The following is a 26,943-nucleotide window of genomic DNA, read 5'->3' as shown; positions in this document are numbered from 1 at the left end:
TTCTTTGAAGGAACAAAATATAGTTGTATTTTTGCATCATGAAAGCAAAAAAAGTTGTTGTCAACCAGACGATCCAGTTTAAGGCCTATTCGAAGATCAGCGCTTTGGGCAAGGCCCGTGATGATGTCAACCGCACGCTGAAGGATTGCGGCTATGATGTGGAGGTGATTCTCTGCAAACAATATCGTGTGCCGTTCCTTTCCAATGTGATGGGACTGTTGAAGAATATCGCCATGATCCTCCGCCATCCGTTGGGGACGGAGTATATTGTGCAGTATCCCGTGTCGAGTAAGGTAATCTTTCCCTGGGTGCTGCGGCTGCAGCGGCTGTTGGGAAACAAGGTGACCATCCTTATTCATGATATTCAGACCATACGCAACGGCCGTGATCTTAAACCTGACCTCCGTGTCTTTCGGCTGGCCAATAAACTCATTGCCCACACCGAGGCCATGAGTCGCTGGATAAAGGATCATGGCGTAAAGACACCGACAGCATTCACGCAGCTTTTTGACTATTATACCGATGATGATTTCCGGCCGAAGGAGGACTTGCTGAAACGGAAGAATGAGATTGTTTTTGCCGGGTATCTCAAGAAGTCATCATTCTTCGCCCCTTTGTCGGCGTATGATTTCGGTGATCTCACGTTTCATCTTTATGGAAAGGTGGATGAGGGCTTTCAGGCTGGCGGTAATACGCAGTATTGCGGCATTTTCCAAAGCAATCATACCGCAACGGTCCTCGGCGGCTGGGGACTGGTATGGGACGGCACGTCGATAGATACCTGCGAGGGCGACCTCGGCGAGTATCTCCGGCTTATCGCCTCTCATAAGTTGTCGCTCTATCTCGCTATGGGTATCCCGGTCATTGTATGGAAGGAGAGTGCTGAGGCAGAGTTTATCACGCGTGAAGGCCTTGGCATCGCTGTGGCCAGTCTGAAGGAATTGCCGGAGCGCATCGCTGCCATCACCGATGAGGAATACAGCAGAATGCTTGACCGCTGCCGTGCCCAGGGCGAGATCCTCCGTCGGGGAGGAAGGCTGAAGAAATGTATAATGGAGAATGGAAAATAGAGAATGGTGGCACTATCGTAGGGACATGATTTATCATGTTCCGCCCTTCGGAGCATGATAAATCATGTCCCTACGTTATACCATATACCACGCAATAAGATAACCATTATATCCCCAGAGATACACCGTCAGGAGCTTGATGGCGAAACTGAAGCCGGAGACATAACGGGTCGGAAGCTTTCGGAGCAGACAAGCGAGGGCTACGGGGATGATGAACATCCAATGGCCGCCGTTGATGGCTACCTCATTGAGGCCAAAGCCGAGGACGACATGAATCAGCAGATCTATGGCAAACCAGGAAAGGAGCATCTGAAGGATACGGTCTTTGTAACCGCAACAGATACCAGCCATGAAAAGCAGAAAGACGATGGTTTCCACTACATAGTTGATCCATGAGGAATAAGTCACGTCAATGGGTCGTCCAAGAAACACGTCACCCAGGAGATAATCCTGATGGAGCTGTATGGATTCACCGAAAAGGCCTTCCACAATGCCGTTCCATCGTGACGCGTCGGCATTGATCCAGCGCAGAAACGGCTTGTCGCTGACACTGTGCCCGTTGATCTTTGTCATGGCGATGGCATTCTGTGCGTCGCGGATAGAGTCCTGGCGGAATTTCACGGGATCCTTGGCAGCCATCTTCGCTCTCATCACGGCTGCATTATTGTCCCGTTGTGCGATGAGCGTCTCGTTTTGTATCACATAGGTGCCGACGAGCAATACTGTCGGTAGAAGAAATCCCAAGAGTATATTTTTCCAGGAGAAAGCCTTCTTCTTGTCAACGAAGAGGGCACCGAGGAGCGTCTTGGCGCCGTTGGTCAGTGTGATGCCCGTCGTGAAATAATAGAGGATAGCTCCTTTATACCAGGCGATTGGTTTCCCTTTTCGGATATATCTTCCGAAGACATAGAGTGTGAAGACGAGGATGGAGAAAGAGAAAACAAAATGGTCGGGCGACATGGTCGTCGTCATGATGGAGGCAAAGGAGAAGAGCAGGGCGGTCAGCCAGATGCTGCCGCTTCGTTGCACATTCATCAGCTCATGGAGCGTGCGGTACATGAAAATGGCGGCGTAGAGTCCGGCGATGATGACGAGAGCAGCCATGATGTACATGGCGGCATTGACATTCCATGTCGTCATGATCCAATGGTTGAGCACGGAAAAGGGATAGAGCAACAGCGTCAGTACGGGATGGCGGTCAATGCTGTAGTAGACATTGAACTTCGTCAGGGTCATGTACGCGTAAGGATCGTAGCCGGAGAGATGCAGTTGGTTGTTGAACAGACTCCAGCCGCCGATGCGGCCCCATTTGGCCTCAAGAAACTTCGGACTGTGATTGTAAATCAGCAGACCATTCAAAGCTATAAGGATAAGGGTCGCTATAATCGTGAGCCACCGCTCGTCTTTGCGGATGGCAAATATATGAAATGGATTTCGCATTGTAGAAATGAAATGTTTTACCTTAATTAATATAGAATGTTACACCTTATTATATATAACGTCTTACCGTCTTCGTATCATGAACATATTTCTTATGGGTTGCAAAATTACGAATTTTTTTCCTATTCCTTGCCGAAAGTTTGCACCTTTCCGTTTTTTCTCGTAACTTTGCCGGAAAAGAATAAGTCTATGAATGCAAATAACCAGATGATGCAAGATCGGGAGATTCATTTCGCTGTACTTGCCATTGGGGCGGCTGCCCGTCGGTTGAAGACCAGTCCAAGGGATATCTATTTGCGGTTAAAAAAATACGACCTGATCAAGCAACTCCTTTTTGACTGCTATGATACTCTTCATACAGAGAGTATTGATGGTGTGGCATGGAGTGTTGAAGAGGCTTTAAAAGCAAGAGAACAATGAAACTATATCATGGTTCATATACGGAAGTGAGAGAACCGTTGGTTCGTGTAGGGCGGAGAGCATTAGATTTCGGTCCAGGCTTTTATGTTACTTCTTTGAAAGAGCAGGCAGAGAAATGGGCGAAACGAGTGTGTGTGATTCGTAACCTACATACACCGACTCTTAATGTTTATCAGTTTGATGAGCGTATTCTACATCAAGGCCAAGCTAGGGTTCTATCTTTGCCAAATTATAATCAAGAGTGGTTGGAGTTTATTGTGGCGAGCAGAAGAGGTGAAGAGCCATGGAAGGACTATGATATTGTAGAAGGCGGTGTTGCCAATGACCAAGTGATTGATACGGTTGAAGATTTCTATGCTGGCCGTATTACGGTAGAGCAAGCCTTGGGATTATTGCGATTTGCAAGACCTACTCATCAGATGTGTATATTGAACCAAGAGGTTGTAGACCGTAATCTTATTTTTATTGAATCCAAACAGTTAATATAAATGCGAGATCAAGTATTATGGCGTAAAACAGCCAGAATAATAGAAATGATTCGGGACCGGCTGGATATCTCAGCGGAAAAGGCGATGGACTTGTTCTATCGTTCAAGGACCTTCGAATTATTAAATAACCCCGACAGTGGACTTCAACTATTGAGTGATCAATATATTTTTGAAGATTTCTGTCGAGAGATGCAAGCGTAGTCAATCTCGTAACTTTGCCAAAAAGAATACAGTGATGGAAGCCACGAAAAGTGTATCGATAGTGATGTGTACGTATAACGGGGAGCGATATATCCGGGAACAGTTAGACTCGATTATCGCCCAGACTTACCCGTTGAAGGAACTGATCATTCAGGATGATGGTTCTACTGACCATACTGTGGATATTTGTAAGGAATATGCTACTCGTTATCCTTTTATTCAGGTTTATGTAAATGAGCAGAATAAAGGACTTGATGAGAATTTTGAATCGGCGACGATGCGGACGACGGGCGACTTTGTGGCTCTCTCCGATCAGGATGATATCTGGTATCCGGAGAAAATCAGTAAACAAGTGGCCGCTATCGGTGAGCATGATATCTGCTTTTCCTGTTATGACCGTGGCCCCGACCGTGAACATTCCGTCTTTGTCCGTCAGCAGTATCAGCTGGAGGCTCTTCTCTTCGCCGGTTTTGCGGGACATACGATGCTGCTGCGCGGTGATTTCGCCCGAACACACGACCATTGGGCTATGGCGCGGCGCATTCCCTTCATGCATTATGACTGGAGTCTTGCCATCTATGCCCAACTGGGACATGGCATCATTCGTCTTGAAGAAGCGCTGAATCTTCATCGTTATAATCCTTCATCGGCCATTGCGCAAGAGTTGAAGAAGGATCAGCATGTAGCAGCTTATGTTCCTTATCTGCATGGGCTGCACGAATACCGGCGTATGCAACGGAGACCGGAATATCGATATTTGTATATACAGATTCGGGATCATGCTTCACAGGACTTCCAGCCGTTGGCCCACAAGATGAGCAGTCTGATGTTGAAGCCCGGTATTATCGCTTTGCTTCGTTTGGGCAGTCTTTGCTGCCGTCATCGTTCCACAATCTATTGGAATGACGGCGCCAAGGGATTCATGGGGGCTGTCCGCAGCTTCTTTTATCCGCTGATCTTCGCGTATAACAATAAAAAATTTTATAAAGGCTAATGAATATAGCATTGCTTACTGCCGGCGGTGTCGGCAACAGAATGGGGCAGGATATCCCCAAACAGTTTATGACCATTGACAATATCCCCGTCATCATCTATACGATGCAGGCGTTTCAGCGGCATCCATTGGTGGACGCTATCTGTGTGGTCTGTCTGAAAGGATGGGAAGTGGCGTTGCAGGCCTATGCCAATCAGTTTAATATCACCAAACTGAAATGGATCTTTGAAGGCGGCGACAGTAATCAGCATTCTATCCGTAATGGTCTGGAAGGCTTACGCGAGGCTGGCTGTGCTGACGATGATATTGTTCTTGTACAAGATGGCGTTCGCCCGTTGGTAGGCGAGCGGATTATTACGGAGAATATCGAGAAATGTCAGAAATACGGTTATGCCGTCACAGGCTTGGTCTGTAAGGAAGCCATTATGGAAAAGGTCGATGACTGTGTGAGAAATATCTCCATTCCCCGTGAGCGCCTGATCCGTACACAGACGCCCCACACTTATCATTTGGGCGATTTGCTGAAGGCGCATCAAGAGGCAGAGGAGAAGCATATTGAGAATACGGTAGCTTCTTGTACGCTGATGTCCGCCCTCGGCATCGAGGACCAGCATCTCGTGATGGGCTCTGAGAAGAACGGTCTGAAACTGACGCAGACGGAAGATATAGAGCTCTTCAAGGCTTTGATCCATACGGAGAAAGAGTCGTGGATTAAATAAGTGCCATTTTCCTTGCGTGGCCGCAACATGGCGGCCACCTACAAAAGGACCAAAGAATTGTTAGGACGGCCACAAGGGCCGCCCTTACGATGGGAAAATAAATAATGATGATGGAAAGTTATCAGCAAACGATAGAAAAGGCGGCGGAGGTCTCCCTGCCGTGGGAACGTCTGAGCGGAAAAAATATTTTGGTATTGGGAGCAACGGGACTTATCGGCAGCACTGTCGTCGATGTGCTGATGAACTGCGTGTCCTTGGATTTCGATGTCTATGCCTGCGGCCGCAATGAACAGCGGGCTCAGCAGCGCTTCGCTGCATGGTGGACGAATCCCCGTTTTCATTTTCTCCGGCATGATGTCACGCAGCCATGGGAGTGGCCTGCCGATTTCCATTTCATCATTGATGCCGCAAGTGGTGCTTCTCCTCAGCTGTATACCTCTGATCCCGTGGGCATCATCCGCGCTAATATTCTTGGTGTCGACCGACTGCTGGATGAGGGACGGAAGCGACATTTGGAGAAATTCGTTTATGTCTCTTCGGGTGAGGTTTATGGTGAGGGCGACGGACGTCCGTTTACGGAAGACTATAGCGGTTATGTCGATCCGATGAGTGTCCGGTCCTGTTATCCGTCATCGAAGCGGGCAGCCGAAACGCTCTGTGTGGCCTATGGACAAGAGTATGGCTTGGATGTCAGTGTGGCCCGTCCCTCACATGTTTATGGTCCTTATTTTACGGAGAGTGACAACCGCGTCTATGCTGAGTTTATCCGCAATGTCCTGCGTGGTGAGGACATCGTGATGAAGAGCGACGGCAAGAAGTTCCGCTCGTGGTGCTATGTGGTCGACTGTGCCTTGGCCTTACTCTTTATTCTTCTGAAAGGGGAGAATGGCAAGGCCTATAACATTGCCGATGAGTCTTCCAACCGTTCTATCCGTGATTTGGCGGAGATGATAGCAGCCATCGGTGGCAGAAAGGTTCGCATAGAATTGCCGAAGGATGCTGCCGCCACGGGGGGTACGCCGATTACAAAGGCTGTCTTCGACACTTCCCGCCTTCGTAGTCTCGGCTGGCAGATTACGGGAACGATGGAGGAAAAGATGAGCGCAACGATCAATGAGGCTGCCCACGCGTTGAAAGGCTAAATGGTCATTAACCTATTGTGCGTGGCCGCAACATGGCGGCCACCTACAATAGGACTTTTATAGGTTAGTCTTCCACAACCGTTTCCATTTTATGTCGGTCACGTTTGTCAACGGGTGGCAGATCCATGTAGTTGCCATAGATAATGGTACAGAGTTTCACGGGATCAGCGGGACCTTCGAAAGTCTCTCCTTCGAAGACGATATCTTTGTGGGGAACGAGAACATCCCTGTCGAAATGCTCGTAGAACCAGGCGCCGTAACTGTGCATACAGCAACGCTTATTGCCGAAGAGGCGGCCGAAAGCACGGAAAACGGGGAAGACAAAATAGTGAAGAATGTTATAGCCTGCCTGAGCGAGACGCGGATGAACACCGGCGAAACGGAGGTTGACATTCACCGATAGTTTCGCGGCCAGTCGCTGTAACCAGGGTATCATATAACCTTCATAAGGAAAGATATCAACGTGAAGACCTTGGAAAGTAAGGGCCTCGGCGCTGCGGCGGTCCTTGCTGTCGACATCGTCATGGCTTACCTCACGGCTTTTTAAGTCTCTCAGCACAGCCCACTCCTTATAGAATCCCTTATCCGTCTCATTATCCTGAAGGACATACTGCGGATGGGGATGGTCTTTCAGATAACGGCAGAGGCGTTTGAAGTCCTTACGTTCCACGACGAAGTCGATGTCATCATCCCAAGGAATGAAACCGCCGTGACGCAGCGCGCCGAGAATGTTTCCACCATCGAGGCGGCAGGGAACATCGATTTTCCGGGCAGTATCCTGGAGATAGACGGCCATGTCGAGGAGCCGCAGTTGAGCGCGGCGCAGTGCCGATCCGTCGGGGTTATATTTCTTACGGAGATCCTCATCGGTTTCACCCGTATTGTATACTCTATTTTCTTTCATATCGTTTGTTTTCCCGCAAAATTATAACAAATCTATGGAATATCATCTTTCACGTATCGTTTTTTTATCACCCAATCAGATAGCTGACATACAGCCACCCATTATATATAATAAGGTATAGGGCCAGGGCGGCAAGGACGTAGCGGAGCCAGCGCTGCGGACGATGGAGCAACAGATATCCGATGGCGATGGGATAGGCCATCAGCCAGTGAGCGCTCATGATATATACTTCGTTGAGGCCGAAGCCGAGAACGACATGGATGACGAGGTCGAAGCCGAAGAAACTCAGCGTCAGCCAAAGGAAATGGCTGCGGCGGCCCTGCCAGATGCCACAGAGGAAGAGGAGAAAGATCATCCCTTCCACAACATAGCTCCACGCCCAACGGTAATGAACGATGACGGGCCGTTTCACGAGGACATCCTCCAACAGATGATCCTGGTGGAGCTGTACGGGTTCACCGAAGATATTCTCTACAAAACTCCAAAATCGTGGTGTGGAGATATCCGTCCATTGTTCAAACTCTCCCTTTCCCATCGGCTTTCCGGCGTGGGCGACAACAGCCTTCTTGCTGTCCTTGATCTTCTGCGCCCGCCTCTTCTGTGCCAGGAGCGTGTCTACGCGGACCATAATCTTCAGCGAGTCGGCATGGCGGACGGCACTGTCTGTGGAGACAGTGAATACCGGGGCAACGGGGGCACCGTTAATCTTCATCGTGTCGCGCACTTGGGCGAAGAGTGCCGTACGCTCCTTCATCGCGGCTTTCTTCCGGTTCTTGATGCGCCTGATCTGATGCGGCTGCTCATAATAATCCCATTCCCAGTTGGCTAAGCCCCAGAGGACTCCGGCGGGGAGGATAATGGCGAGGATAAGATTGGCGGGGCGCCAGAAGCGCTTGCCGTTGACGAAGAGGTTGGCCAGGAAGATCTTAATGCCATTGCTGAGACTGATGCCCGCGGTGACCAAGAAAAAGAGGATGGTCTGCCATTTCGTGAATGGATGTTTCGCTTGCAACTTCTTTCCCGACACATAGAGCGTAAGGATCAGCATGAACATCGACAGACAGAAATGGTCAGGAACGCTCGTCGCCACCATCACGAAGCTGAAACTCATGAACAGGGCCGTCAGCAACAGACTGTCTGCTTGTTTTAAACGCAGTACCTCACGGAGTATGCGGTAGAGAAAGATAATGCTATAAAAGGTGCAGAACACGAGGATGGCGGCCATGATAATCGTCGCGCAGTTCTTATGCGTCAGCCACATCAGCCCCTGGTTGAGCTGGCACGGGATCCACATGAAGTAAGCCAACAGCGGATGTCTGTATATATTATAGGTAGTGCCCCATTCTGAGATCACAACGTCGCTGAGCGGGTCGAAGCCGGAGATATGGAAGGTATCGACGAAGAGCTTGAAATAATGCTTGGCCAACAGATGCAGTCGGTCCCAGTATTTCAAGACGACGAGGGTGTTGAAGAAGAGCGTGTAGACCATGGCGCAGAGAGCCAGCCACCGCTCCTCTTTCTTTACGCGGAAGATGAAGAAGGGATTCTGCAGATGGGCCTGCTTCAACGTGTAACGCACGAGGATGAAGTTCGTCGGTACGGAGATAAGGAACATCGGTATCGGTGCCCAACTCTTGCCCATGCCGAGCGAGATGGCGACGTTGAGGATGAGCAGCTGCAGGAGATAGTTGAAGAGATGGCAGAGGGCGAAGCCGATGCCACGGCCTGTACTGGCCTTCACGCGGAACGTATAGCGTGTGGAGGCGATGAAGTTGAAGCAGAAAGAGACGATATAGGCCACGGTATTGCTCAGACTCGCACCCCATCCGGCGAGATGTACAAGCAGGAGATAGACAAGATACTGTATTGTCACGGCAGAGACACCGACGATGCCGAAGCGCAGGATCTCGCCCCATTGGCCTTTCTTATTCGTATTGAAATTCATTGTCGTCTTATGGACTGTATAGGGATAACGGTTTTATCTTCTGAAGGGTTTATAGAAGCTGTGGTCAGCATAAGCGAGCAGTTCCTTGTCGCCGCGGCTGTCGCCGAAAGCCGTGATGTCATAGAGGTTTCGGCCTTTGTCGAGGAGGGCGGCGATGCGGTATACTTTCTCCGGCCCGTAGCAGTTATGCGTGAGGAAGCGGCCCGTCACCCTGCCGTCGCTGATCTCAATCTGCGTGCCGACGACGGTGACGTGCTGGAGCTCGAGATCGTCGAAGAACGGCCGTACCCAGTTGTCGATACTTGCCGAGACGACGAGAATACGGTCGCCGGCGTTGTCGATCTGTTTCAACCGACTGATGGCGGGCTGGCGCAGCAAGTCTTGGTTATCGCGGGCGAAATGGCGGCAGAGCTCGTTGAACTCGTCTTCGGTCATACCCTTGAAATACCAGCTGAAGAGCTGTTGCTTCGCCCGGTAGTTGGGATAGAGGTGGAGCTTCATCAACACGAGGAGGGGAGAGAAGAGCAGAAATCCCCAGAAGAATTTCGCATTGCCCCGTGCGTAGCGGATGAACTCCAGGAGTGTATCCTTATTCGTGATCGTTCCGTCGAAATCGAAACAATAAATCTTTTCCTTTGGCATATTATTTCTTGTAAATTATGACCCCGTCATGAAGAATATTTTCAATAAAAGTCTTACTCTTGAGACCCCGAAATATATTGATATCGAAGAAGTAAGGAATTCTGGATTCATATAATTTATTCCTTAATTCAACAATATGATGTTGTTCTAATTGTTCACCTGTTAAAGATAAATCAATATCTGAATTACGTCTATAATCTCCTCGAGCTCGAGATCCAAATAGGATTGCCTCTTCTATTTCAGGGATGGATGCTAATATTTCTCTGAGTTCCGAAAGATAACGATCTTCAAGGCCATATTTCATCATTATTCTTTGATTGCTAATTCGCTTAATTTATTTTGTAAGTCACAGAGAATAGGGTAATAGGTTTTTGTAATTTTATCGATTACATCTATCTCCGTCTCTTCATCATAGACATGGGCGGTTTCATTTCTACTTTCCAGCATGTCAAACCACGGATCCGGATTAATAATCAATCCCATGGCAAAAGCCTGCCGAATGGTGTCACGGGAGCCCATGAGATGTTCACCGCCTTGAAATTCTATATAGTTTTTCAACACTTTCCACGCCAGTTCCTGAGTATACTCAAAGCGCTGGATCATCCCGTCTTTTTCCAATGCAGACAAAGGACGGGTATTCTCCAACTCAATGACCTCCTGAAGCCGGTTAAGGGCTTTGCGATATGTTTCTAGCCGTTGTTTCCAACGTATTGCTGTTGATTGATGTTCCATATCCATTTCTTTTCGGCAAAATTACGGATAATTTTTGAAGTCTGCAAATAAAAGGGCGACAAGTGTTTGCATGGCGTGAAAATGGGGATGTTATTTACGACTCGTAAATAACGTAGATAAAAAAATATCTATGCTATTTACGAGGCGTAAACAACATAGATATTTTTCTCCGTAGGGGCGGTACTTGTGGCCGCCCTAACCGGGAAGAAGTAGGGACATGATTCATCATGTTCCGCCCTAACAGAGGGAGAGATGTTATTTCATCACTTTCACGGTCTTGCCATTGGCGAGTTTGACGATTGTCAGGCCGTTGGCATTGCTGACACGCTGGCCAAGGAGGTTATAACGTGCGGCAACTGACTTCTGCTTGGCAGCATCAACGCTCTTGATCGCAGTGGGATCAGCGTAGACGAAATGTACGGTGATCTTCGGACCATAGCCGAGCGTCTCACCATAGGAGATGAAGCCCTTAGTAGTAGAGAAGTCTTTATGAATGAGTTGAAACGTAGCGTCTGTTTCACCGTAGCTGTCCTTCGTCGGAACCCATTCCGTAGCAAAGTCCTTGGTTTCTTCTGCAGCCATGGTGCCTGCTGCTGCCGTCGCGGTACCGATAGTACTGAAATTCTGACAGGTTGTAGGGAAGCAGACGCTGATCTGACCGTTGGCGATCTTGGAAATATTCACGGCAACCTGGACGGCTTCTTTACTGTTGTTGGTATTTCTGACACTTAGGCCGGTGGAAATCTGACCGAGGTCGTTCAGCGTACTGCACGTCAGCTCACTGCCGTTAGGCACGACCTTGCCATTGGCATCAACAAACTCGAAGGTCTCGTCAAGATCCTCATCATCCTGTGCGAATGCCGGCGTCATGAACAGACAGCCGAGCATCAATAATGTAAATATCTTTTTCATTTGTTCCTACGTTTAATTTTTTACTTTTTTAATTTTTTACTTCTAACTGCCTGCAGCACGCCGCTGTCGTTATAGATGAAGGCGACGATGGCACACTGTTTGGCATCGTAGTCCTTGTCGATAGTGAGCGAATAGGACTTTGTTACCGTCTGACCCTCTGCGGCCGTGATGTCCTCGCCCCACTGTCCGTTGTACGAGGCACGGAGCACATGGTTGTGGACATACGACTTGTTGAGCATTCCGTCGGGCATCATCTGCTTGGCGATGATACTGTCTTCGACGAGCCATACCTGCAACTTGCCCGTTGCTGTGCCTTCGAGGCTCACGACTTGCACGTTAGCTGTGGACTGTCGAGTGGCGTCATCATAAGTAGGCTCGACGGTGATGTTGATCTTCGCCGTATCCTGCATGAAGTATTTCACCATTCCCGTCCATTGGTCGTCGGTCTGCAGACCATATTCACGGTTGACCATTCCCACGGGCTGGTATTCCACGCCGTAGTGCGTGGCATAGGCATTCGTGAAGTCGGTCATCAGACCTTCGGGCGCGGCGATGCCGAGTGGCTTGGAGTGGATGGCGACGGCAATGATCTTGTCCTCGCCGTAGGTTTTCATCAGATCGCTGATGACACCGGCGGCACGCGGACAGTTGATGCAGTTCTGCCCTGTGAAGTCCTCGATGAGCATATTCTTTCCCGTCAGCTCCGGTTTCTCGTAGATCAAGCGGTCACTGGGATCGATCTCCGTGCCGCAGGAAGAGAGGAGCAGGATGACGGAAGCGAGTATAAAAAATATTTTCTTCATTAGAAATTATAGTTATATGATACGGTGAAACCCTGATAAGAGGGAACATAACGACAGACGCCGCCGGAACAGTTGTAGCCGGCACGCGTGCGGACATAACCCGCTTGGATGCGGTGACTGCCGATATTATAGGTAGCCAGGAGATTCCAGTAATGTTTCTCCGTGCGTCCTACATTATATTCATCACTGACGGTGAACATCCAGTGCGGCACGAGGCTCAGTTCCAAGAGCGCGAAAGCCCAGTCGCGGTCATCACTCGACGTGGTGAGATACTGCAGCTCACCGCGCAGTGTCGTCTTCGGCGAGAACTGGTATTTGCCTTCCGCAACATAGATATTGCTGTGGATCATACCGCCTTCGCCCTCAATGACACTCTTGTTGTAGAACTGATTCATGTACATCAAGTGAAGATGAAAGTCACGCGTCACACGTTTGTCGAGTTGGATGTTCAAATCCTGGTAATAGGTCTGGTCGCCCCATTTCCAGAACGCAGAGCCATAGCCGTCGGAGCCTTTCATCGGGCCGTTGGCGGGCGTGCCGTCGATATCGCGGTAGTTCTTGTTGAGACTGTGGATATGGGAGAAGTTCACCTGTACCAGCGTGCCGTAACGGCCGCCGAGGGCGGTATGCTTACGGAAGGTGTAAGCCAGCTGTCCTTGATAAGCCCATTCGCCGAGTGCCAGCTGTGTGGCATAGGGATAGAGAGCCGCGAGCGTGTAGGTATGCTCGTAGGAGAACGGGGGCATGTGGTTGATATAAGAAGACGTGCCCGACAGGCCGCGCTTCGAGCGACTGCTCATGTTATCCGTGCGCTTGGCCTGCAGCAAGATACTCATGCCTTTCTGTGAATAGGACGTGGAGAGCATGGCCGTGTAGCCCTTGCGGTAGATGTAGTTGTTGTCGAACGACGGGTCCTGCGTCTTCTGCGCATATTCGGCCAACACGTTGAAGCCGCCTTTCGCCAGATTTACGCGGGCATCCCAGGAGTTGACATTCTCCGGAAGGCGGAGGCGGTGCGTGGCGTCGCGGTAGACACTGCCGTCATCGGCCTCACGCTTGTTCACCCAGGAGCCGCCGAGCGACAGATAGGTGCCTGTGCGCTGCAGCTTATGAAACCACTGATCGAGGCTCAGCGTCAGGTCTGTGCCGACGAGAGGACTGCTCCAGTTCCACGTCCAGTAACGGCGGTGGACACCGGCGAGGGCTTTCAGCTGCACGCCCTTCAACGGTGTCATGACGATACGGCCGCCGAGAATGGAGTTGTCAATGCCCAGTGAGCGCTCCTCGTAACTGCGGAGGATAAAGCCGGAGCCGAACTGCTCATAGAATGTACCGCCCGTGACCTCTACATTCTTGAACTTTCCTTTCAGATAGAAGAAGGGCAGGCCGTTGCCTTTGAAGTCTTTCTCAAAGCCCGGCAATGGATGCTCGAGGTATTCATAGCGCAGACCGGCGTCGAGATACTGGCTCTGCATGTTGAGATCGACGTAGGTATTTGTGCGGAAGTCCTCGTTGCTGCCGTCTTCCTGCGTGCCCTGTGGCACGAGCATGTCGCTCTGGACACTACCGGAGAACGTCACATGATCGCGGTCGTCGGTATGGCCGGTATTAGTTGTCTCCTGTGCCGATGCTGAAGCTGTGGCAGCCAGCAGCATCGACAGAAGGAGGATATTCCTGTAAAGACTCATGGGCTCTATTTCTCTAATTCTCTTACTTTCTCAATCAGTTCGTTCTCTGCACCGTCGGTATAGCCGTTATGCTTGTAGACGACATTTCCCTTTCCGTCGCAGATGAGTGTGTAGGGAATCATCTGAATACCGAAGGCACGGCGCAGATCGGAGTTGGGATCGAGGAGAACATCATAGTCCCAACCTTTCTGATCCACGAGCGGCTTCACCTTATTGATATTCTGTCCCTGATCGATGGAAACGGCGAAGATCTTCACACCCGTCTCTTTCTGCCAGTCCTCATAGACATCCTTGATGGCGTCGAGCTCGCGGTTGCACGGCTTGCACCAGGTAGCGAAGAAGTCAATGATGAAAGGTTTGCCGCCATTGTTGAGGGTATCCGTAGATACGGTCTTTCCACTGATGTCGCGAAGGGTTACTTTCGGCAGTTGTGCCTGGGCTGTCGTTACAAATGCACAGAGGGCGACAGCCAAGCTGATTAAAAAATTTCTCATACTCTTTCTCTTTGTTATAATTACACCGCAAAATTACATAATATTTTTTGATTGACTGCAAAAAATATGGAAAATATTTCATTTTTCTAGTTTATATCATTCACAGATCCTTTTGTAGGTGGCCGCGTGGCCGCAACATGGCGGCCACCTACTCTTGTAATCACTGGGCGGATAAAAAATTAATGGCTTCTTTGATGATGGAAACGATTTTTTTTATACTTTTGTAGCCGATATGCGAGTGTTAATCATCAATACAAGTGAACGAACCGGTGGAGCGGCCGTTGCTGCCAACCGGCTCATGGATGCCCTCAACAATAATGGCGTGAAGGCAAAGATGCTGGTGCGTGACAAGGAGAGCGACGACATCACCGTTGTCGGCCTGCCACACTCCTGGCATACACGCTGGCATTTTCTCTGGGAGCGTTGGAAGATTTTCGTCCATCTCCATTTCAAGAAAGATCATCTCTGGGAGATAGACACGGCTTCCGACGGCAATGATGTTACGAAACTGCGTGAATTTCAGGAAGCAGACGTTATCCATCTGTCGTGGATCAATCAAGGCATGCTCTCGTTGAAAGATATCCGGAAGATACTGGCCAGTGGCAAACCCGTGGTATGGACGATGCATGACCTTTGGATGGCAACGGGTATCTGCCATTATACCCATGGCTGTGTGAATAATGTCCATGGCTGTGGCAACTGTCCTCTTCTTCCCGGCGGAGGCAGCAAAAATGATCTCAGTGCACATGTCTATCGCCACAAGCAGGAACTGCTGCGTGACGGTAATATCTATTTCGTCGCCTGTAGTCACTGGCTTTTGGGTGAAGCGCGGAAGAGCGGTCTCTTTGAGAGCCAGCGTATCACCGCCATTCCTAATCCTATCGACTCTCGGCTCTATCGGCCCCACGACAAGCGGGATGCCCGTCTGCGTGCTAATCTCCCGTTGGATAAGAAACTCATCCTCTTTGTCTCTCAGAGGGTGACGGATCCCCGTAAGGGAATGGATTATTTCATGAAGGCCGTGCAACGCTATGTTGAGGCCCATCCCGAGGAGCGTGAGCGTACGGGTATTGTCATCCTTGGCGGTAATGCTGAGGAAGAGGCTTCTCAACTGCCGCTGCGGAGTTATCCGCTGGGATATGTCTCTGATCCCCTTCAGAAAGTGAGCATATATAATTCTGCTGATGTATTTGTCCTTCCGTCTCTGGAGGATAATCTGCCAAACACGATCATGGAGGCCATGGCTTGCGGCGTTCCCTGCGTCGCTTTCCGTGAGGGCGGCGTACCCGAGATGATCAACGACCGGCAGAACGGTTATGTCGCTGCTTATAAGGATGCTGACGATCTTGCCGAGGGTATTCACTGGGTGCTTTCCAATCCCGATTATGCTGCTCTTTCGCAGGCTGCCGTCCATCACGTTGCTCAACAATATTCCCAACATGCTGTCGCCATGAAATATAGTGAGATCTATCAGCAGGCGATGGCATTCAGAAATTATCGATTGTAAATATTCAGGATATGATCACATTCACGGTCATCACGGCGACCTACAATGCCGAGAAAGTTCTTCAGCGTACCCTTGATAGTGTTCGCCGCCAGTCTTGGGCCCATGTGGAACACCTTATTATAGATGGAGCGTCGAAGGACGGAACGTTGGTCATGGTCGAGGCTTATCGGCAGAAGTCGGACGCTGAAGAGAATGGTCATGAGATCAAGGTTACTTCCGAGCCTGACAAAGGACTTTATTATGCCATGAATAAGGGTATCGACCAGGCAACAGGGCAGTATCTCGTCTTTCTTAATGCCGGTGATGTCTTCGCCTCCGACGATACGTTGGAGATGGTGGCGCAGAGCGTCGGCGAGGCCGAGCGGCTGCCCGGCGTGCTCTATGGCGATACGGATATCGTCAATGATGATGGCGTCTTTCTCCGTCACCGCCGTCTCGCTCCTCCCGAACATCTGTCGTGGAAGAGTTTCCGCTGGGGCATGCTTGTCTGTCATCAGAGTTTCTATGCCCTTACGGAGATCGCCAAGGATATCCATTATGACACGCGCTATCGCTACAGCGCCGATGTCGACTGGTGCATCCGTATCATGAAAGCCTGCAAGCAGCAGCACCGCCGATTGAAAGATGTCCATGCCGTCCTTACGAATTTTCTGGATGGCGGTATGACCAACACCCATCATCGTGATTCCCTGAAAGAGCGTTTCCGTGTGATGGCACACCATTACGGTTATGTGGAAACTTTCTTTCTCCACGTGTGGTTTTTTATTCGGCAATGGCTGAAATCCTGATTTTTTTTGTATCTTTGCATCATCAAAATGCAAGGATACTGCAATGAGAAGACTATTATTACTATTACTATACCTTATATATATACTCCCCTCACAGGCCCAGAACTTACCTTGGGAGCGATATAACATGACGCAGCTCGATCTCTTCGCCGGGATGTCGAGTGATTATGTCGATGATATCTTCCAGGATACTGATGGCTTCATGTGGATCTCCACCAATGGTGGCGGTCTGCTGCGCTATGACGGCTATTCCTTTGTCAATTTCGGTCTGAGCGGGATGAATGGGCTCCGGCTACGCTCCAATTTCTGCAAGAATGTTACGCAGGACCGTCAGGGACGGCTCTGGGTGGCATTGGTGGAAGGCTTGCAGGTCGTCGATCTGCGCGCCGGTCAGACATGGACGCCCGTAACGACAGGCGACCGGCTCTCGAAGGCTTTGCGGCGGCTGTTCAACAAGCCCTGTATGCGTGTCTACTGTGATACGAAAGGCTGTATCTGGGTGCTGACGTTCGATGAGATCAGCAGAATAGCCTTTGATGGTGACGGTCGCGTCTGTTCCTTGCTCTCGCTACGCCATCAGACGAAAGTGCCGGAGCTGGCCCTTGAGGATCTTGATCATGACGGCAGTGTCTATACCGGTATTAACTTTCGTCCCACGAAGGTGGAAGTCCGTGGCGGCCGCCTCGTCGCCCGTGATCTCTGTGCCCGCTATCCGCAGTTGAAAGGCGCCATCATCGGTGCTGTCGTCCGTTTCCATGGACAGTTGTGGTGGGGAACGAATATTGGCCTTTACAACAGTGATCCCCGCAATAGCGGCTGGCATGCCGACGGCACGCCCCGCGGACTTCAGCATAATATTGTCACGTCTCTGGCTGTGAGTACTGACAACCGTTATCTGCTCATCGGTACGCTCTGCGGCATAGACATCATGGATAGTAAGCGTGGGGAACTCTATCACTGGAATGAGCAGAGCTCGCTCAATCCGTTGTCCAGCAATTTTGTCAATAATATCCTTGTCACCCACGGACAGATCTGGGTAGGCACGGAGACGGGCGGCATCACGAAATTGTCGCCGCGGCCGTTGCTCTTGCAGAACTTTGCCCATATGGATGACAATCCTCAATCTATTTCGCCCAATGCCGTCAATGCGATGTATGCCGACCATGAGGGCAATCTGTGGGTTGGTACTGTGGAAGGCGGGCTCAATATGAAGCAAGCTGGCTCTGACAACTTCATTCATTTCACGACGGCCAATAGTGGACTGACGCATAACAGTGTCTCCGACCTTACTGCCGACGGCAAAGGCAATCTGTGGATCGGTACCTGGGGCGGCGGTATCTGTGTACGCTCCGCGAAAGACCATCAGATCCATTTCCTCCGTGTGCCCCAGCCTTATCAGAACCTGATCACCTTTATTGGCGCCCTTGTCTATGATCCTTATAACAAAGGTATGTGGATCGGGGCCAACAGTGGTGTGTTCTTTTATGACATGAAGACGGGCCGCATCCGTGACCCCTTCGCCGGCAACCGTGATATTAATGGTTGTATCGGCAGTATCGTGACAAAGGACGGACAAATGCTGATGGGCTGTCTTACAGGACTGATCTCCGTCAATTTGAAGGCCCGACGGGATCGTCATGGCTTCTTCCCCATGCACCATCAGATTTACAAGCTCGATCATCCCGAGACCCATGCCGTAGAGAAAGCGCAGTCGTTCTGTCAGAGCCGTGATGGCTCGTTGTGGATCGGCAGCAACGGCTATGGTCTCTATCGGCTCACGGAGCGAAACGGACATCTCATGGTGAAGAACTACACTTCTGCAGACGGTCTTCCCAACAACTCCGTGAAGGGCATCGTTGAGGACCGCAGCGGAAAGTTATGGCTGGCCACCGTCAATGGCCTGTCGTGTTTTGATCCGAAGGCGGAGAAGTTCAGTACTTTCACCACTGATGATGGCTTGTTAAGCAATCAGTTCTATTTCAATGGCGCCATCATCGACCGCCGTGGCACGATATGGCTGGGCAGTGACCGCGGCTTGACGGCTGTCTACGGCCATAACCGGCAGAGTGTCTATCCCGGACATCTCTGTTTTACGGCGCTGATGGTCAACGACCAGTATGTGTTGCCTACAGACGGACATACCCAGACCACGATATCCGAGGCAAAGGAGGTACAGTTCCATGAAAGTGACCGCAGTTTTACCTTTGAGTTCTCTGCCATGAACTACGGCAGCGAGACGCAGGGCGTCTACAGCTATCGGATGAAAGGCTACGAGGATGACTGGATGCCATTGCCTCCCGGTGAGCACAGCGTGCGTTATTCCACGCTTCCCGCCGGTCATTATACCTTTGAAGTGCGTTATACCCCCTCTGTAGGTTCTACACAGGTGCAGGAGGAATCTATTGATGTCTATGTACGTCCCTATTTCTGGAAGAGCTGGTGGTTTATCTCCCTCGTCGTCCTCGCTCTGATCATCCTGAGCCGCTATATTTATCTCCGCCGTTTGGAGGAGATGCGCAACCGGGAGGTGGAGGAACTCTACCGGCCTATCGAGGCCGCCCTGCGCGACAGTGAGGATGCCGGGAAATTGCAAGTTCGCATCCAGGAGATCCTTAAAACGCAGGAGCGTTACCAGCAGAGTCAGCAGAAGACGGTGGCTGCGGATAAGAAAGAAGTGGTAGAGAAACGTATTCCTTTTATGGAAAAGGTGATGGCCGTGATGGAACAGCGCTATGGTGACAGTGCCTTCGGCGTACAGGAACTTGCGGATACCCTCGGTTGCAGTCGTGCCACGCTGAGCCATAATCTGCAGTCGGAAGTGGGTTGCTCCACCTCACAGTTCATGCGTGACTATCGTCTCGACATTGCCAAACGGTTGTTGCAGGAGAATGTCGCCGAGCGGAACATTACGGAGATCGCCTATCGTGTGGGTTTCAATGACCCGAAATATTTCACACGTTGCTTCTCGAAGAAATTCGGTGTGTCGCCATCTTCCTTTAGATGACGATCGCCATCGTTGGAGTGGAGAGAAGTGGAAAAATGCCTGTTTTATGCATTTTTCCACCTCTTTTTTTATTTTTTCCACCGTGTATTTTTACACTATTACTATCTTTGCAGCGTCCAAACAAAGGACAAACAACAATCTCACAAAGGTACAAGCAATAACCTAAAAAGGTATAAGCGACAACCTAACAGAAAAAATATAAAACCTAAAAACAAAGCAAATGAGAAAGCAAATCATCTCTGTGATGCTTCTTTTTGGGGGCATGACAAGCCTTACTGCCTATCCTGTTCCTGCTGTAGCATCCGTACAAGCACAGACCATTTCGGTCAGTGGTGTGGTGGTGGATGATCAGGGTGAGCCCCTTGTCGGTGCCACCGTCAAGATCAAAGGCCAGCAGGGCGGTACTGTTACCGACCTTGATGGTAAGTTCCAACTCTCCGCTCCCGCCAATGGCGTCCTCGTCATCAGTTATGTCGGTTATAAGGACCGCGAGGTAGCCATCCGCAACCGTGCCGTCATTGACCGGATTCAGCTGGAGGCTGACAATCATGTTCTCGACCAAGTCGTCGTTGTCGGTTATGGTACGCAGAAGAAGGCCGACTTGACGGGCTCTGTGGCTATCGTCAATGCCGACGAGATGAAGCGTCAGTCGAACTCCAACATGTCTACGTTGTTGGAAGGTAAGGTCTCCGGCGTTCAGATCACCTCCGACGGTCAGCCGGGTGCAGATCCTTCCGTCCGTATCCGTGGTATCGGATCTTTCGGTTCAACGGCCCCGTTGTATGTCGTTGATGGTGTGCCCATGGGAACGACGATCCGTGATTTCTCTCCTAACGATATTGCTACCATTCAGGTGTTGAAGGATGCCTCCGCCGGTGCTATCTACGGTTCCCGTGCCGCTAACGGTGTGATCATCATCACGACGAAGAATGGTAAGAAAGACCAGCCGCTGAAAGTTGACTATAATGGTTATGTCGGTATCGATAATGTCAGCAGTGGTGTCTACGACATCATGAATGCCGATCAATACAGTCAGTATCTCGGTCAGGCCTGCGCAAACTCCAATACGCCGATCCCCGGTGGCTACACGCTTGGTGAAGATGGTAAGTATCACTTTATGGATGCCACAAACACCAACTGGTTTGATGAAGTCTTCAAGACGGGAATCCGTACGAACCATAATGTCAACCTCAGTGGTGGTGGTTCCCACAATACTTATAATATAGCCCTCGACTATTTCAATCAGAAAGGTGTCATTGAGGGTGCCGGTCCTAACTATGAGCGTTATACCGCCCGCGTGAACAACACGATGGATACGAAGTTCATCAAGTTCCGCACGAGTATCGTCTACTCTCACAGCAACCAGGACAACATGAGTCTGAGTAATGCCGGCGAGTATGTTCAGGGTCTTTACGGCGATGTGTCCAACGTCCTCCGTTCTACGCTCCTCATGCAGCCGACCATCAAAGCCTATGATCCGTTGACATGGGTGCTTGATGATAAGGTTGGTTCCGCCAATAACTATGCTTACGATGCTTATGGCTATGGCGTTTACTACGATAATATCCACGGTGATATCTCCGCTTCCAACCCGCTGCTCGTCAACAACCTGTTGAAGCGTAATACCGTTGTCGACCGTTTCGTCGGTACCGGTTCCGCAGACGTTGATCTGTTGTCTATGATCGGTCTGAAGAGTAAGAACCATCATCTTACCTATCGTCTGAACCTCTCTTACAGTAAGACATACGCTAAAGATTTCACGTGGATTCCTTCCTGGATTCAGAGCAACCGTGTTTACTTGGCCAAGAGTAATGAGAAGCTGACCGAAGGCTACCGCAACTATTCCGACGCACTGATTGAGAATACGCTGACTTACGACGGTCATATCGGTAAGCATAACATCAACCTCTTGCTCGGTCAGACCTATGAGGAAGAGAACACGCATACCCTCACGGCATGGGCCAACGATTTCGCGGAGCCGTATTTCCTGCAGATTCAGAATGGCGCCACACGTGACGGCTCTTCCTACGAGTATAAGCATGCGCTGGCTTCCTATATCGGTCGTCTGAACTACAACTACGACGAGAAATACCTCCTCTCTGTCACGCTCCGTCGTGATGGCAGTTCCCGTCTGTCGAAAGACATCCGCTGGTGCACCTTCCCCTCTGTCTCCGTCGGTTGGCGCTTTGACAAGGAGAAGTTCTTCCCGTTCAGCCATGACCTCTTCAGCCTGTTCAAGTTCCGCGCCAGCTATGGTGAGCTCGGTAACGAGAACATCGGTGAGTATCAGTATCAGGCCACGATGGTCCGCAACAATATGAGCTACAGTTTCGGCAACAGCCCTGTCTATGGTTCCGCCATCTCTACCTTCGTCAACCAGAATATTGCCTGGGAGAAGAAGCAGAGCACGAACATCGGTCTCGACCTGGCTATGTTCAACAACCGCTTGGAGTTTACTGCCGACTGGTATAACAACCGTTCGAAAGATCTGCTCTATGGCGTCCCCGTTCCCGAGCAGGCCGGTGTCTCCAACACAACGGTGACAATGAATGCCGCCACGATGGACAACAGTGGTTTCGAGTTCTCCGCTACTTACCGCAATCACGATCATAAGTTGAAATATGATATCAGTGGCAACCTCAGCACCCTTCGCAACCGCGTGAAGAGTCTCGGTATCGGTACCACCTCTTATATTACGGGTGACTACGCTACGTTCGTCGGTCAGGAGATCGGCCAGTTCTATGGTTACAAGTACCAGGGCATTGCCCGCACGCAGGAAGACCTCGACAACCACGCCACGCAGCAGGGCGCTCAGGTTGGTGACTGTCTCTATGAGGATGTCAGCGGTCCTGACGGTGTGCCCGATGGCAAGATCGATACCTACGACCGCGTTGTCCTCGGCAGTGGTATGCCGAAAGTCAACTTCGGTCTCAGCGCTCATCTCGAGTATGGCCGTTTCGACTTTAGTATCTCTACTTTCGGTGTCTTCAACTACCATGTCGCCGATGATATCTACAACAGTCTGAACTCCTGCTACGGCTATGGCAACAAGGATGTCGCCCTGCTCGGTGCCAACCAGTGGAGCGAGGATGGAAAGACCTACCTCTCCAGTGTGCCGCGTACTTACGCCAGCAACAATGCCGCCATGGCTTGGAACGATCTCTTCAGCAGCCGTAAGATTCAGAATGCCGCTTACTGGAAGATCGCCAATGTAGAGCTCGGTTACACGATGCCCGACAAGTGGTTCGGTGGTGTCGTCAATGGTGTCCGCGTCTATATCTCCGCACAGAACCTGTATACCTTCACAGGCTATCACGGTTATAACGTCGACTATGCCGGTGGCACGTTCACCCCGGGCTATAACTACTGCTCGTTCCCGACACCGCGTACGTTCATGTGCGGTATCCATTTCACATTCTAACTATTAAAGAAACAGTTTATGAAAACCTATAAGATAGCTCTGGCACTCATGCTGGGCTTGGGCACGCTGAGTGCCTGCGATGACAAGCTGGATCTGGTGAATCCGAACCAGCAGACTTCAGGAACATTCGGCTTCAACGCCAATGATCTTGAGGAGAGTGTGGTCGCTGCCTACAACCACATCCGTATGGAGGGCTCCTACGCCCGTGTAGGCTATACCATTGATGTTACCCGTGGCGATGAGGTATGGAACTCCTCCCAGGTATGGTATATGCCTTTCGATGATTATGATTGCGATGTCAACGGCGACATTGGCTGGTGGCCGTGGCGCGAGTGGTATTACACCATCAACGTCTGCAACTTCGGTCTCTCCCGTGTCTCTGGCGATGACGCTTCCCTCTCCGATAGCTACAAGGATATCAAGGGCCAGTTGCTCTTCCTCCGTGGCCTGGCTTACTACAACCTCGCCGGCTATTATCAGAATGTGCCGTTGATCACGGACTACAGCACTTACTCCACGATGGACGGCCTCTATGGCAAGTGCAACACCTTCGATGAGGTCATGGACCAGGTGGAGAAGGACTTCAAGGAGGCTATGGAAATTCTGCCGTCCCGCGACAAGGGTGGCGAGTGGGCCAAGGGCCGTGCCACCTGTGGCGCTGCCGCCGGCTACTATGCCCGTGCCCTCATGCAGCGTCATAAGTACAGTGAGGCGCTGGCTATCCTGAAAGATATCATCAACAAGAAATATGGCACCTATAAGCTGATGGCTGACTACGGTGACAACTTCCGTGAGGGTTCACAGTACGAGAACAACGCCGAGAGCCTCTTCGAGGTACAGTTCCTCGACTATGGCTCCCAGGGTTCCGATGATGAATGGACGCCGGTCAATACCAGTAAGAACGCCACGCAGGGCTCGGCCATCGAGAGTAACTACTGTCCCGGCGACTTCGGCGGTTGGGCCGACCTCAGCGCAACACCGTGGTTGTATAAGATCTTCAAGGAAGAGAAGACGACCGACGGCCATCTTGATCCCCGTCTCTATTGGACCCTCGGCACCTATGAGTCAGACTGGGATACGAAGGCTCATGGCACGCTCGGCAATGTCGCTTATACGAAGACCATCACCGCCAACGACACCCTCCGTACGAACAACAACTACGGTGGCATCCCCATCGCCAAATGGACGAATATGCGTACGGGTCTCTATTCTTCCGTCACCACCGGTCTGCACGACGGTATCAACCTGCGCCTGATGCGTTATTCCGATGTCCTCCTCCGTGCCGCAGAGTGCGAGAACGAGGTCAACGGCCCGGATCAGCAGGCTATCGACTGGATCAACGAGGTCCGTGAGCGTGCCCATCTGGCAGACCTGAAGCTCTCCGACTTCCCCACGAAGGACAAGCTCTTCGAGCAGATTGCCAATGTGGAGCGTCCGAAGGAGTTTGGTTGTGAGTTTGGCCGTGGCTTTGACCTTCTGCGCTGGGGCTTCTTCTGCAGCAGTGACCGTCAGCAGCAGCTCAAGGAACATGAGACTTTCCGCCTGACCTCTAAGCGCAACGAGGTGATGTTGCCTGTCAGCTATGCCGACATCAATACCGACAAGAGCCTGAAGTGTTCTTTCGACACTTATGTCGCTGGTCACGAGTTCATTCCTATCCAGGTGACGCTGACGAACAAGAACCCCTATCTCACCGGCAACTCCGCCAATAACTCCACGGACAATGCCGAGTATTTCAAGGCCAACGGCTGGACGATCCATCCCGTGGTTAACTTATCCAAATAATTCAACAAGCCTATAACAATGAAAAGTCTCAAAAATATCGTACTCGCCTGTTGCACGGCCGCCGCTGGCTTGCTGGCACTCTCGAGTTGTGAGGGCAGCGACCTCTATGGTGTCGACTCCCCCGACTGGATTCAATCGAAGATAGACTCCATCAATAATGCCAACAAGCCGCAGGAAGATGTCCTCGTGGGTATGCAGGAGGATGTCTACACCATCGGCAAGACCGACTATACGACCGGTTTCTGGACGGCCTTCTCCAAATACTATGTCGTTCCTGACGGCAAGAAGTGGAATGCGGTCTTCAACCTCAACCTGAATCCGTCGGACAATGTCTATTATAAGAACTTTGCCCTTATCATCACTAATGACAACGACCGCGGCGCAACCGATTACCAGGAGTATGGCGCTTTCCGTTTCGATGCTACGGGTGATAGCGCGAAGTATAACTCCCAGTGGGGCAACCATCTGTGGTTCAAGTATACCAACAGTAATCTGCTGCTGAACCCCGATGCCGACAACAAGGATGCCAATGTCCAGAAGCTCGGCGGTAAGATCACGCTGACCGTAGACCGCTCGCGTAAGGATACCTTCTACATCAAGTTGACGAATGGTACGGTGACGAAGACCTACACGCAGCCGTTCAAGCTTGCCAACCTCAACAAGGACGCTTCGGATACGAATATCCGTTGCTTCCTCGTACCGGAAGGCTCTTACATCGACTTCCTCCAGACGAACATCGATCCGATCGGCGGCCGTACGTCTGCTAAGGACAAGAACCCCGTTTCCATGGTGCTGAACAATGTGCCTGAGGAAGTCGATCTCGGTACTGATCTCAACAAGGCTATGGAGAATGTCTCCGCTACCGTCACCTATGATGAAGGCGTGACGAAGACGATCCCGGCTTCCGAACTCTACTTCTCTGCCATCAACGACATGAATGTTCCGGGCGAGAAGACGCTGACGGTCATCTACAATAAGACCTTCAAGGGCGAGAATGCGGCCACGCCGATCGTCGCCTATGTGAAGTTCAAGGTCGTCCAGGCTATCAAGAGCATCAAGGTGACGACGCAGCCGACGCGCAAGACCTATTATTATTATACTTCTGCTGCCACGGAAGGAATGGGTGACCGCACGATGGCCTTCGATCCAACGGGCATGGTCGTCACTGCCACCTATAATAATGGTGAGACGGGCGTCGTCGACAACAGTAAGCTGAAGTTCTCTGCCATCCCTGTCTCTGCCGGTACGAAGGCCGTGACGATCTCGACGGAGAACGGTAAGACCGCCAAGGTCTCCGTGACGCTGAAAGCCTCTTCCTGCACCGCTGTCACGCCGACACCGACGACGCTGGGCAGTACGGACAATACGACCGCTTGGTGGACCGCCTTCACGAATGACATGAAGGTTCCCGCCGGTGAGACGAGAAGTGTGACGTTCACGAACTACTGTGGCGCCAGCAACTGGAACAACTTCGTCGTTATCCTGCGCAACAGTGCTCTGTCTGAATATGGTGTCGTGCGTGCCGACAACTATGGTTGGGGCAATGGTTACGCTGCCGCTACGCTGAGTGGCGGTCAGAGCGACTGGGCTTCCTGGCTCGCAGCCATGAACGGATCGAAGGTTACCGTCTATGTCACCAACTGCAACAACGGTGCCTGTGATGTGCAGGCCGTGATGCACGGTACTGACGGCAAGACGTACTATCAGTATTACCTCGGCTTGAATACCGTTGATCCGAGTGATCTGAACTTCGCCTTCACGGTAGACAACTGTCATCTCGTCTTCGGCAACAGTGCCGCCAAGCGGCATTACGCACACCGGAGATAAACTTAACCTCTTGCAGG

The 26,943-nt window shown here is 50.9% G+C and carries 23 protein-coding genes; 13 read left to right on the top strand and 10 right to left on the bottom strand.

Annotation, left to right across the window (positions count from 1 at the left end):
- The first annotated feature begins 38 nt into the window (after nt 1-38).
- Complete coding sequence (locus G604_RS0103130) at nt 39-1,070, top strand: hypothetical protein (RefSeq protein WP_028909283.1); 1,032 nt, start codon at nt 39-41, stop codon at nt 1,068-1,070.
- 75 nt (nt 1,071-1,145) lie between these two features.
- On the opposite strand, the gene G604_RS0103125 is transcribed toward G604_RS0103130, so the two are convergent.
- Entirely contained in the window at nt 1,146-2,510 is a 1,365-nt protein-coding gene (locus tag G604_RS0103125) for a DUF6080 domain-containing protein (protein WP_028909282.1), read from the bottom strand.
- 189 nt (nt 2,511-2,699) lie between these two features.
- Between G604_RS0103125 and G604_RS0103120 the strand changes: the two genes are divergently transcribed.
- The 6 genes from G604_RS0103120 to G604_RS0103095 all read left to right on the top strand — a co-directional run bounded on the left by G604_RS0103120 (nt 2,700) and on the right by G604_RS0103095 (nt 6,474).
- Nucleotides 2,700-2,930, top strand: a complete 231-nt coding sequence (locus G604_RS0103120; RefSeq protein ID WP_028909281.1) for a DUF3791 domain-containing protein — start codon at nt 2,700-2,702, stop codon at nt 2,928-2,930.
- Complete coding sequence (locus G604_RS0103115) at nt 2,927-3,418, top strand: DUF3990 domain-containing protein (protein ID WP_028909280.1); 492 nt, start codon at nt 2,927-2,929, stop codon at nt 3,416-3,418. The genes G604_RS0103120 and G604_RS0103115 overlap by 4 nt, the downstream gene beginning before the upstream one ends.
- The gene (locus tag G604_RS15620; protein WP_028909279.1) at nt 3,419-3,619 is read left to right on the top strand and encodes a DUF3791 domain-containing protein; all 201 of its coding nucleotides are present in this window, start codon (nt 3,419-3,421) and stop codon (nt 3,617-3,619) included.
- Nucleotides 3,620-3,653: 34 nt separating this feature from the next.
- Complete coding sequence (locus G604_RS0103105) at nt 3,654-4,613, top strand: glycosyltransferase (RefSeq protein WP_028909278.1); 960 nt, start codon at nt 3,654-3,656, stop codon at nt 4,611-4,613.
- Nucleotides 4,613-5,332 carry a 2-C-methyl-D-erythritol 4-phosphate cytidylyltransferase gene (locus G604_RS0103100; RefSeq protein ID WP_028909277.1) on the top strand — a complete coding sequence of 240 codons (720 nt, stop codon included), beginning with the start codon at nt 4,613-4,615 and terminating at the stop codon, nt 5,330-5,332. Before G604_RS0103105 ends, G604_RS0103100 begins: the two co-directional genes overlap by 1 nt.
- Before the next feature lie 107 nt (nt 5,333-5,439).
- Entirely contained in the window at nt 5,440-6,474 is a 1,035-nt protein-coding gene (locus G604_RS0103095; protein ID WP_081657639.1) for an NAD-dependent epimerase/dehydratase family protein, read from the top strand.
- Between the two features lie 64 nt (nt 6,475-6,538).
- Here the strand turns inward: G604_RS0103095 and G604_RS0103090 are convergent, their stop codons facing one another.
- The 9 genes from G604_RS0103090 to G604_RS0103050 form a co-directional block, all read right to left on the bottom strand.
- Nucleotides 6,539-7,378 carry a phosphorylcholine transferase LicD gene (locus G604_RS0103090; protein ID WP_028909275.1) on the bottom strand — a complete coding sequence of 280 codons (840 nt, stop codon included), beginning with the start codon at nt 7,376-7,378 and terminating at the stop codon, nt 6,539-6,541.
- Between the two features lie 67 nt (nt 7,379-7,445).
- On the bottom strand, nt 7,446-9,323 hold the full coding sequence (locus G604_RS0103085) for a DUF6080 domain-containing protein (protein ID WP_081657626.1): 1,878 nt from the start codon (nt 9,321-9,323) through the stop codon (nt 7,446-7,448).
- Between the two features lie 33 nt (nt 9,324-9,356).
- On the bottom strand, nt 9,357-9,965 hold the full coding sequence (locus G604_RS0103080; RefSeq protein ID WP_028909273.1) for an HAD-IB family hydrolase: 609 nt from the start codon (nt 9,963-9,965) through the stop codon (nt 9,357-9,359).
- Nucleotide 9,966: 1 nt separating this feature from the next.
- A complete protein-coding gene (locus G604_RS0103075; protein WP_036904510.1) occupies nt 9,967-10,272 on the bottom strand; it encodes a nucleotidyltransferase family protein in 306 nt (101 codons plus the stop codon).
- Nucleotides 10,272-10,697, bottom strand: a complete 426-nt coding sequence (locus G604_RS0103070) for a nucleotidyltransferase substrate binding protein (RefSeq protein WP_028909271.1) — start codon at nt 10,695-10,697, stop codon at nt 10,272-10,274. The genes G604_RS0103075 and G604_RS0103070 overlap by 1 nt, the downstream gene beginning before the upstream one ends.
- A 255-nt stretch (nt 10,698-10,952) precedes the next feature.
- Nucleotides 10,953-11,609: a hypothetical protein gene (locus tag G604_RS0103065; protein WP_155941842.1), complete on the bottom strand. Its 657-nt coding sequence runs from the start codon at nt 11,607-11,609 to the stop codon at nt 10,953-10,955.
- A 20-nt stretch (nt 11,610-11,629) separates the two neighbouring features.
- Nucleotides 11,630-12,412 (bottom strand): Omp28 family outer membrane lipoprotein, encoded by a 783-nt coding sequence (locus G604_RS0103060; protein ID WP_028909269.1) that lies wholly within the window; start codon nt 12,410-12,412, stop codon nt 11,630-11,632.
- Nucleotides 12,412-14,100, bottom strand: coding sequence for a DUF6029 family protein (locus G604_RS0103055; protein ID WP_036904507.1), 1,689 nt, complete (start codon nt 14,098-14,100; stop codon nt 12,412-12,414). The genes G604_RS0103060 and G604_RS0103055 overlap by 1 nt, the downstream gene beginning before the upstream one ends.
- Nucleotides 14,101-14,105: 5 nt before the next feature.
- Nucleotides 14,106-14,594, bottom strand: a complete 489-nt coding sequence (locus G604_RS0103050; RefSeq protein WP_028909267.1) for a TlpA family protein disulfide reductase — start codon at nt 14,592-14,594, stop codon at nt 14,106-14,108.
- Nucleotides 14,595-14,826: 232 nt separating this feature from the next.
- Between G604_RS0103050 and G604_RS0103045 the strand changes: the two genes are divergently transcribed.
- The 6 genes from G604_RS0103045 (at nt 14,827) to G604_RS0103020 (ending at nt 26,926) form a co-directional block, all read left to right on the top strand.
- Entirely contained in the window at nt 14,827-16,101 is a 1,275-nt protein-coding gene (locus tag G604_RS0103045) for a glycosyltransferase family 4 protein (protein ID WP_028909266.1), read from the top strand.
- An 11-nt stretch (nt 16,102-16,112) separates the two neighbouring features.
- Nucleotides 16,113-16,889, top strand: coding sequence for a glycosyltransferase family 2 protein (locus tag G604_RS0103040; protein ID WP_028909265.1), 777 nt, complete (start codon nt 16,113-16,115; stop codon nt 16,887-16,889).
- A gap of 43 nt (nt 16,890-16,932) precedes the next feature.
- Entirely contained in the window at nt 16,933-19,893 is a 2,961-nt protein-coding gene (locus tag G604_RS0103035; protein WP_028909264.1) for a two-component regulator propeller domain-containing protein, read from the top strand.
- Between the two features lie 220 nt (nt 19,894-20,113).
- Entirely contained in the window at nt 20,114-23,314 is a 3,201-nt protein-coding gene (locus tag G604_RS0103030; RefSeq protein WP_028909263.1) for a SusC/RagA family TonB-linked outer membrane protein, read from the top strand.
- Nucleotides 23,315-23,332: 18 nt separating this feature from the next.
- Nucleotides 23,333-25,099 (top strand): RagB/SusD family nutrient uptake outer membrane protein, encoded by a 1,767-nt coding sequence (locus tag G604_RS0103025; protein ID WP_028909262.1) that lies wholly within the window; start codon nt 23,333-23,335, stop codon nt 25,097-25,099.
- A gap of 18 nt (nt 25,100-25,117) precedes the next feature.
- The gene (locus G604_RS0103020) at nt 25,118-26,926 is read left to right on the top strand and encodes a bacterial Ig-like domain-containing protein (RefSeq protein WP_028909261.1); all 1,809 of its coding nucleotides are present in this window, start codon (nt 25,118-25,120) and stop codon (nt 26,924-26,926) included.
- Nucleotides 26,927-26,943: the final 17 nt, after the last annotated feature.

Origin of the sequence: Prevotella sp. AGR2160 (genome assembly GCF_000424185.1) — a bacterium.
In the GTDB taxonomy this organism is placed as follows: domain Bacteria; phylum Bacteroidota; class Bacteroidia; order Bacteroidales; family Bacteroidaceae; genus Prevotella.
Note: the sequence above shows the minus strand (reverse complement) of the source record. Positions and strands in the feature narration are given on the sequence as shown.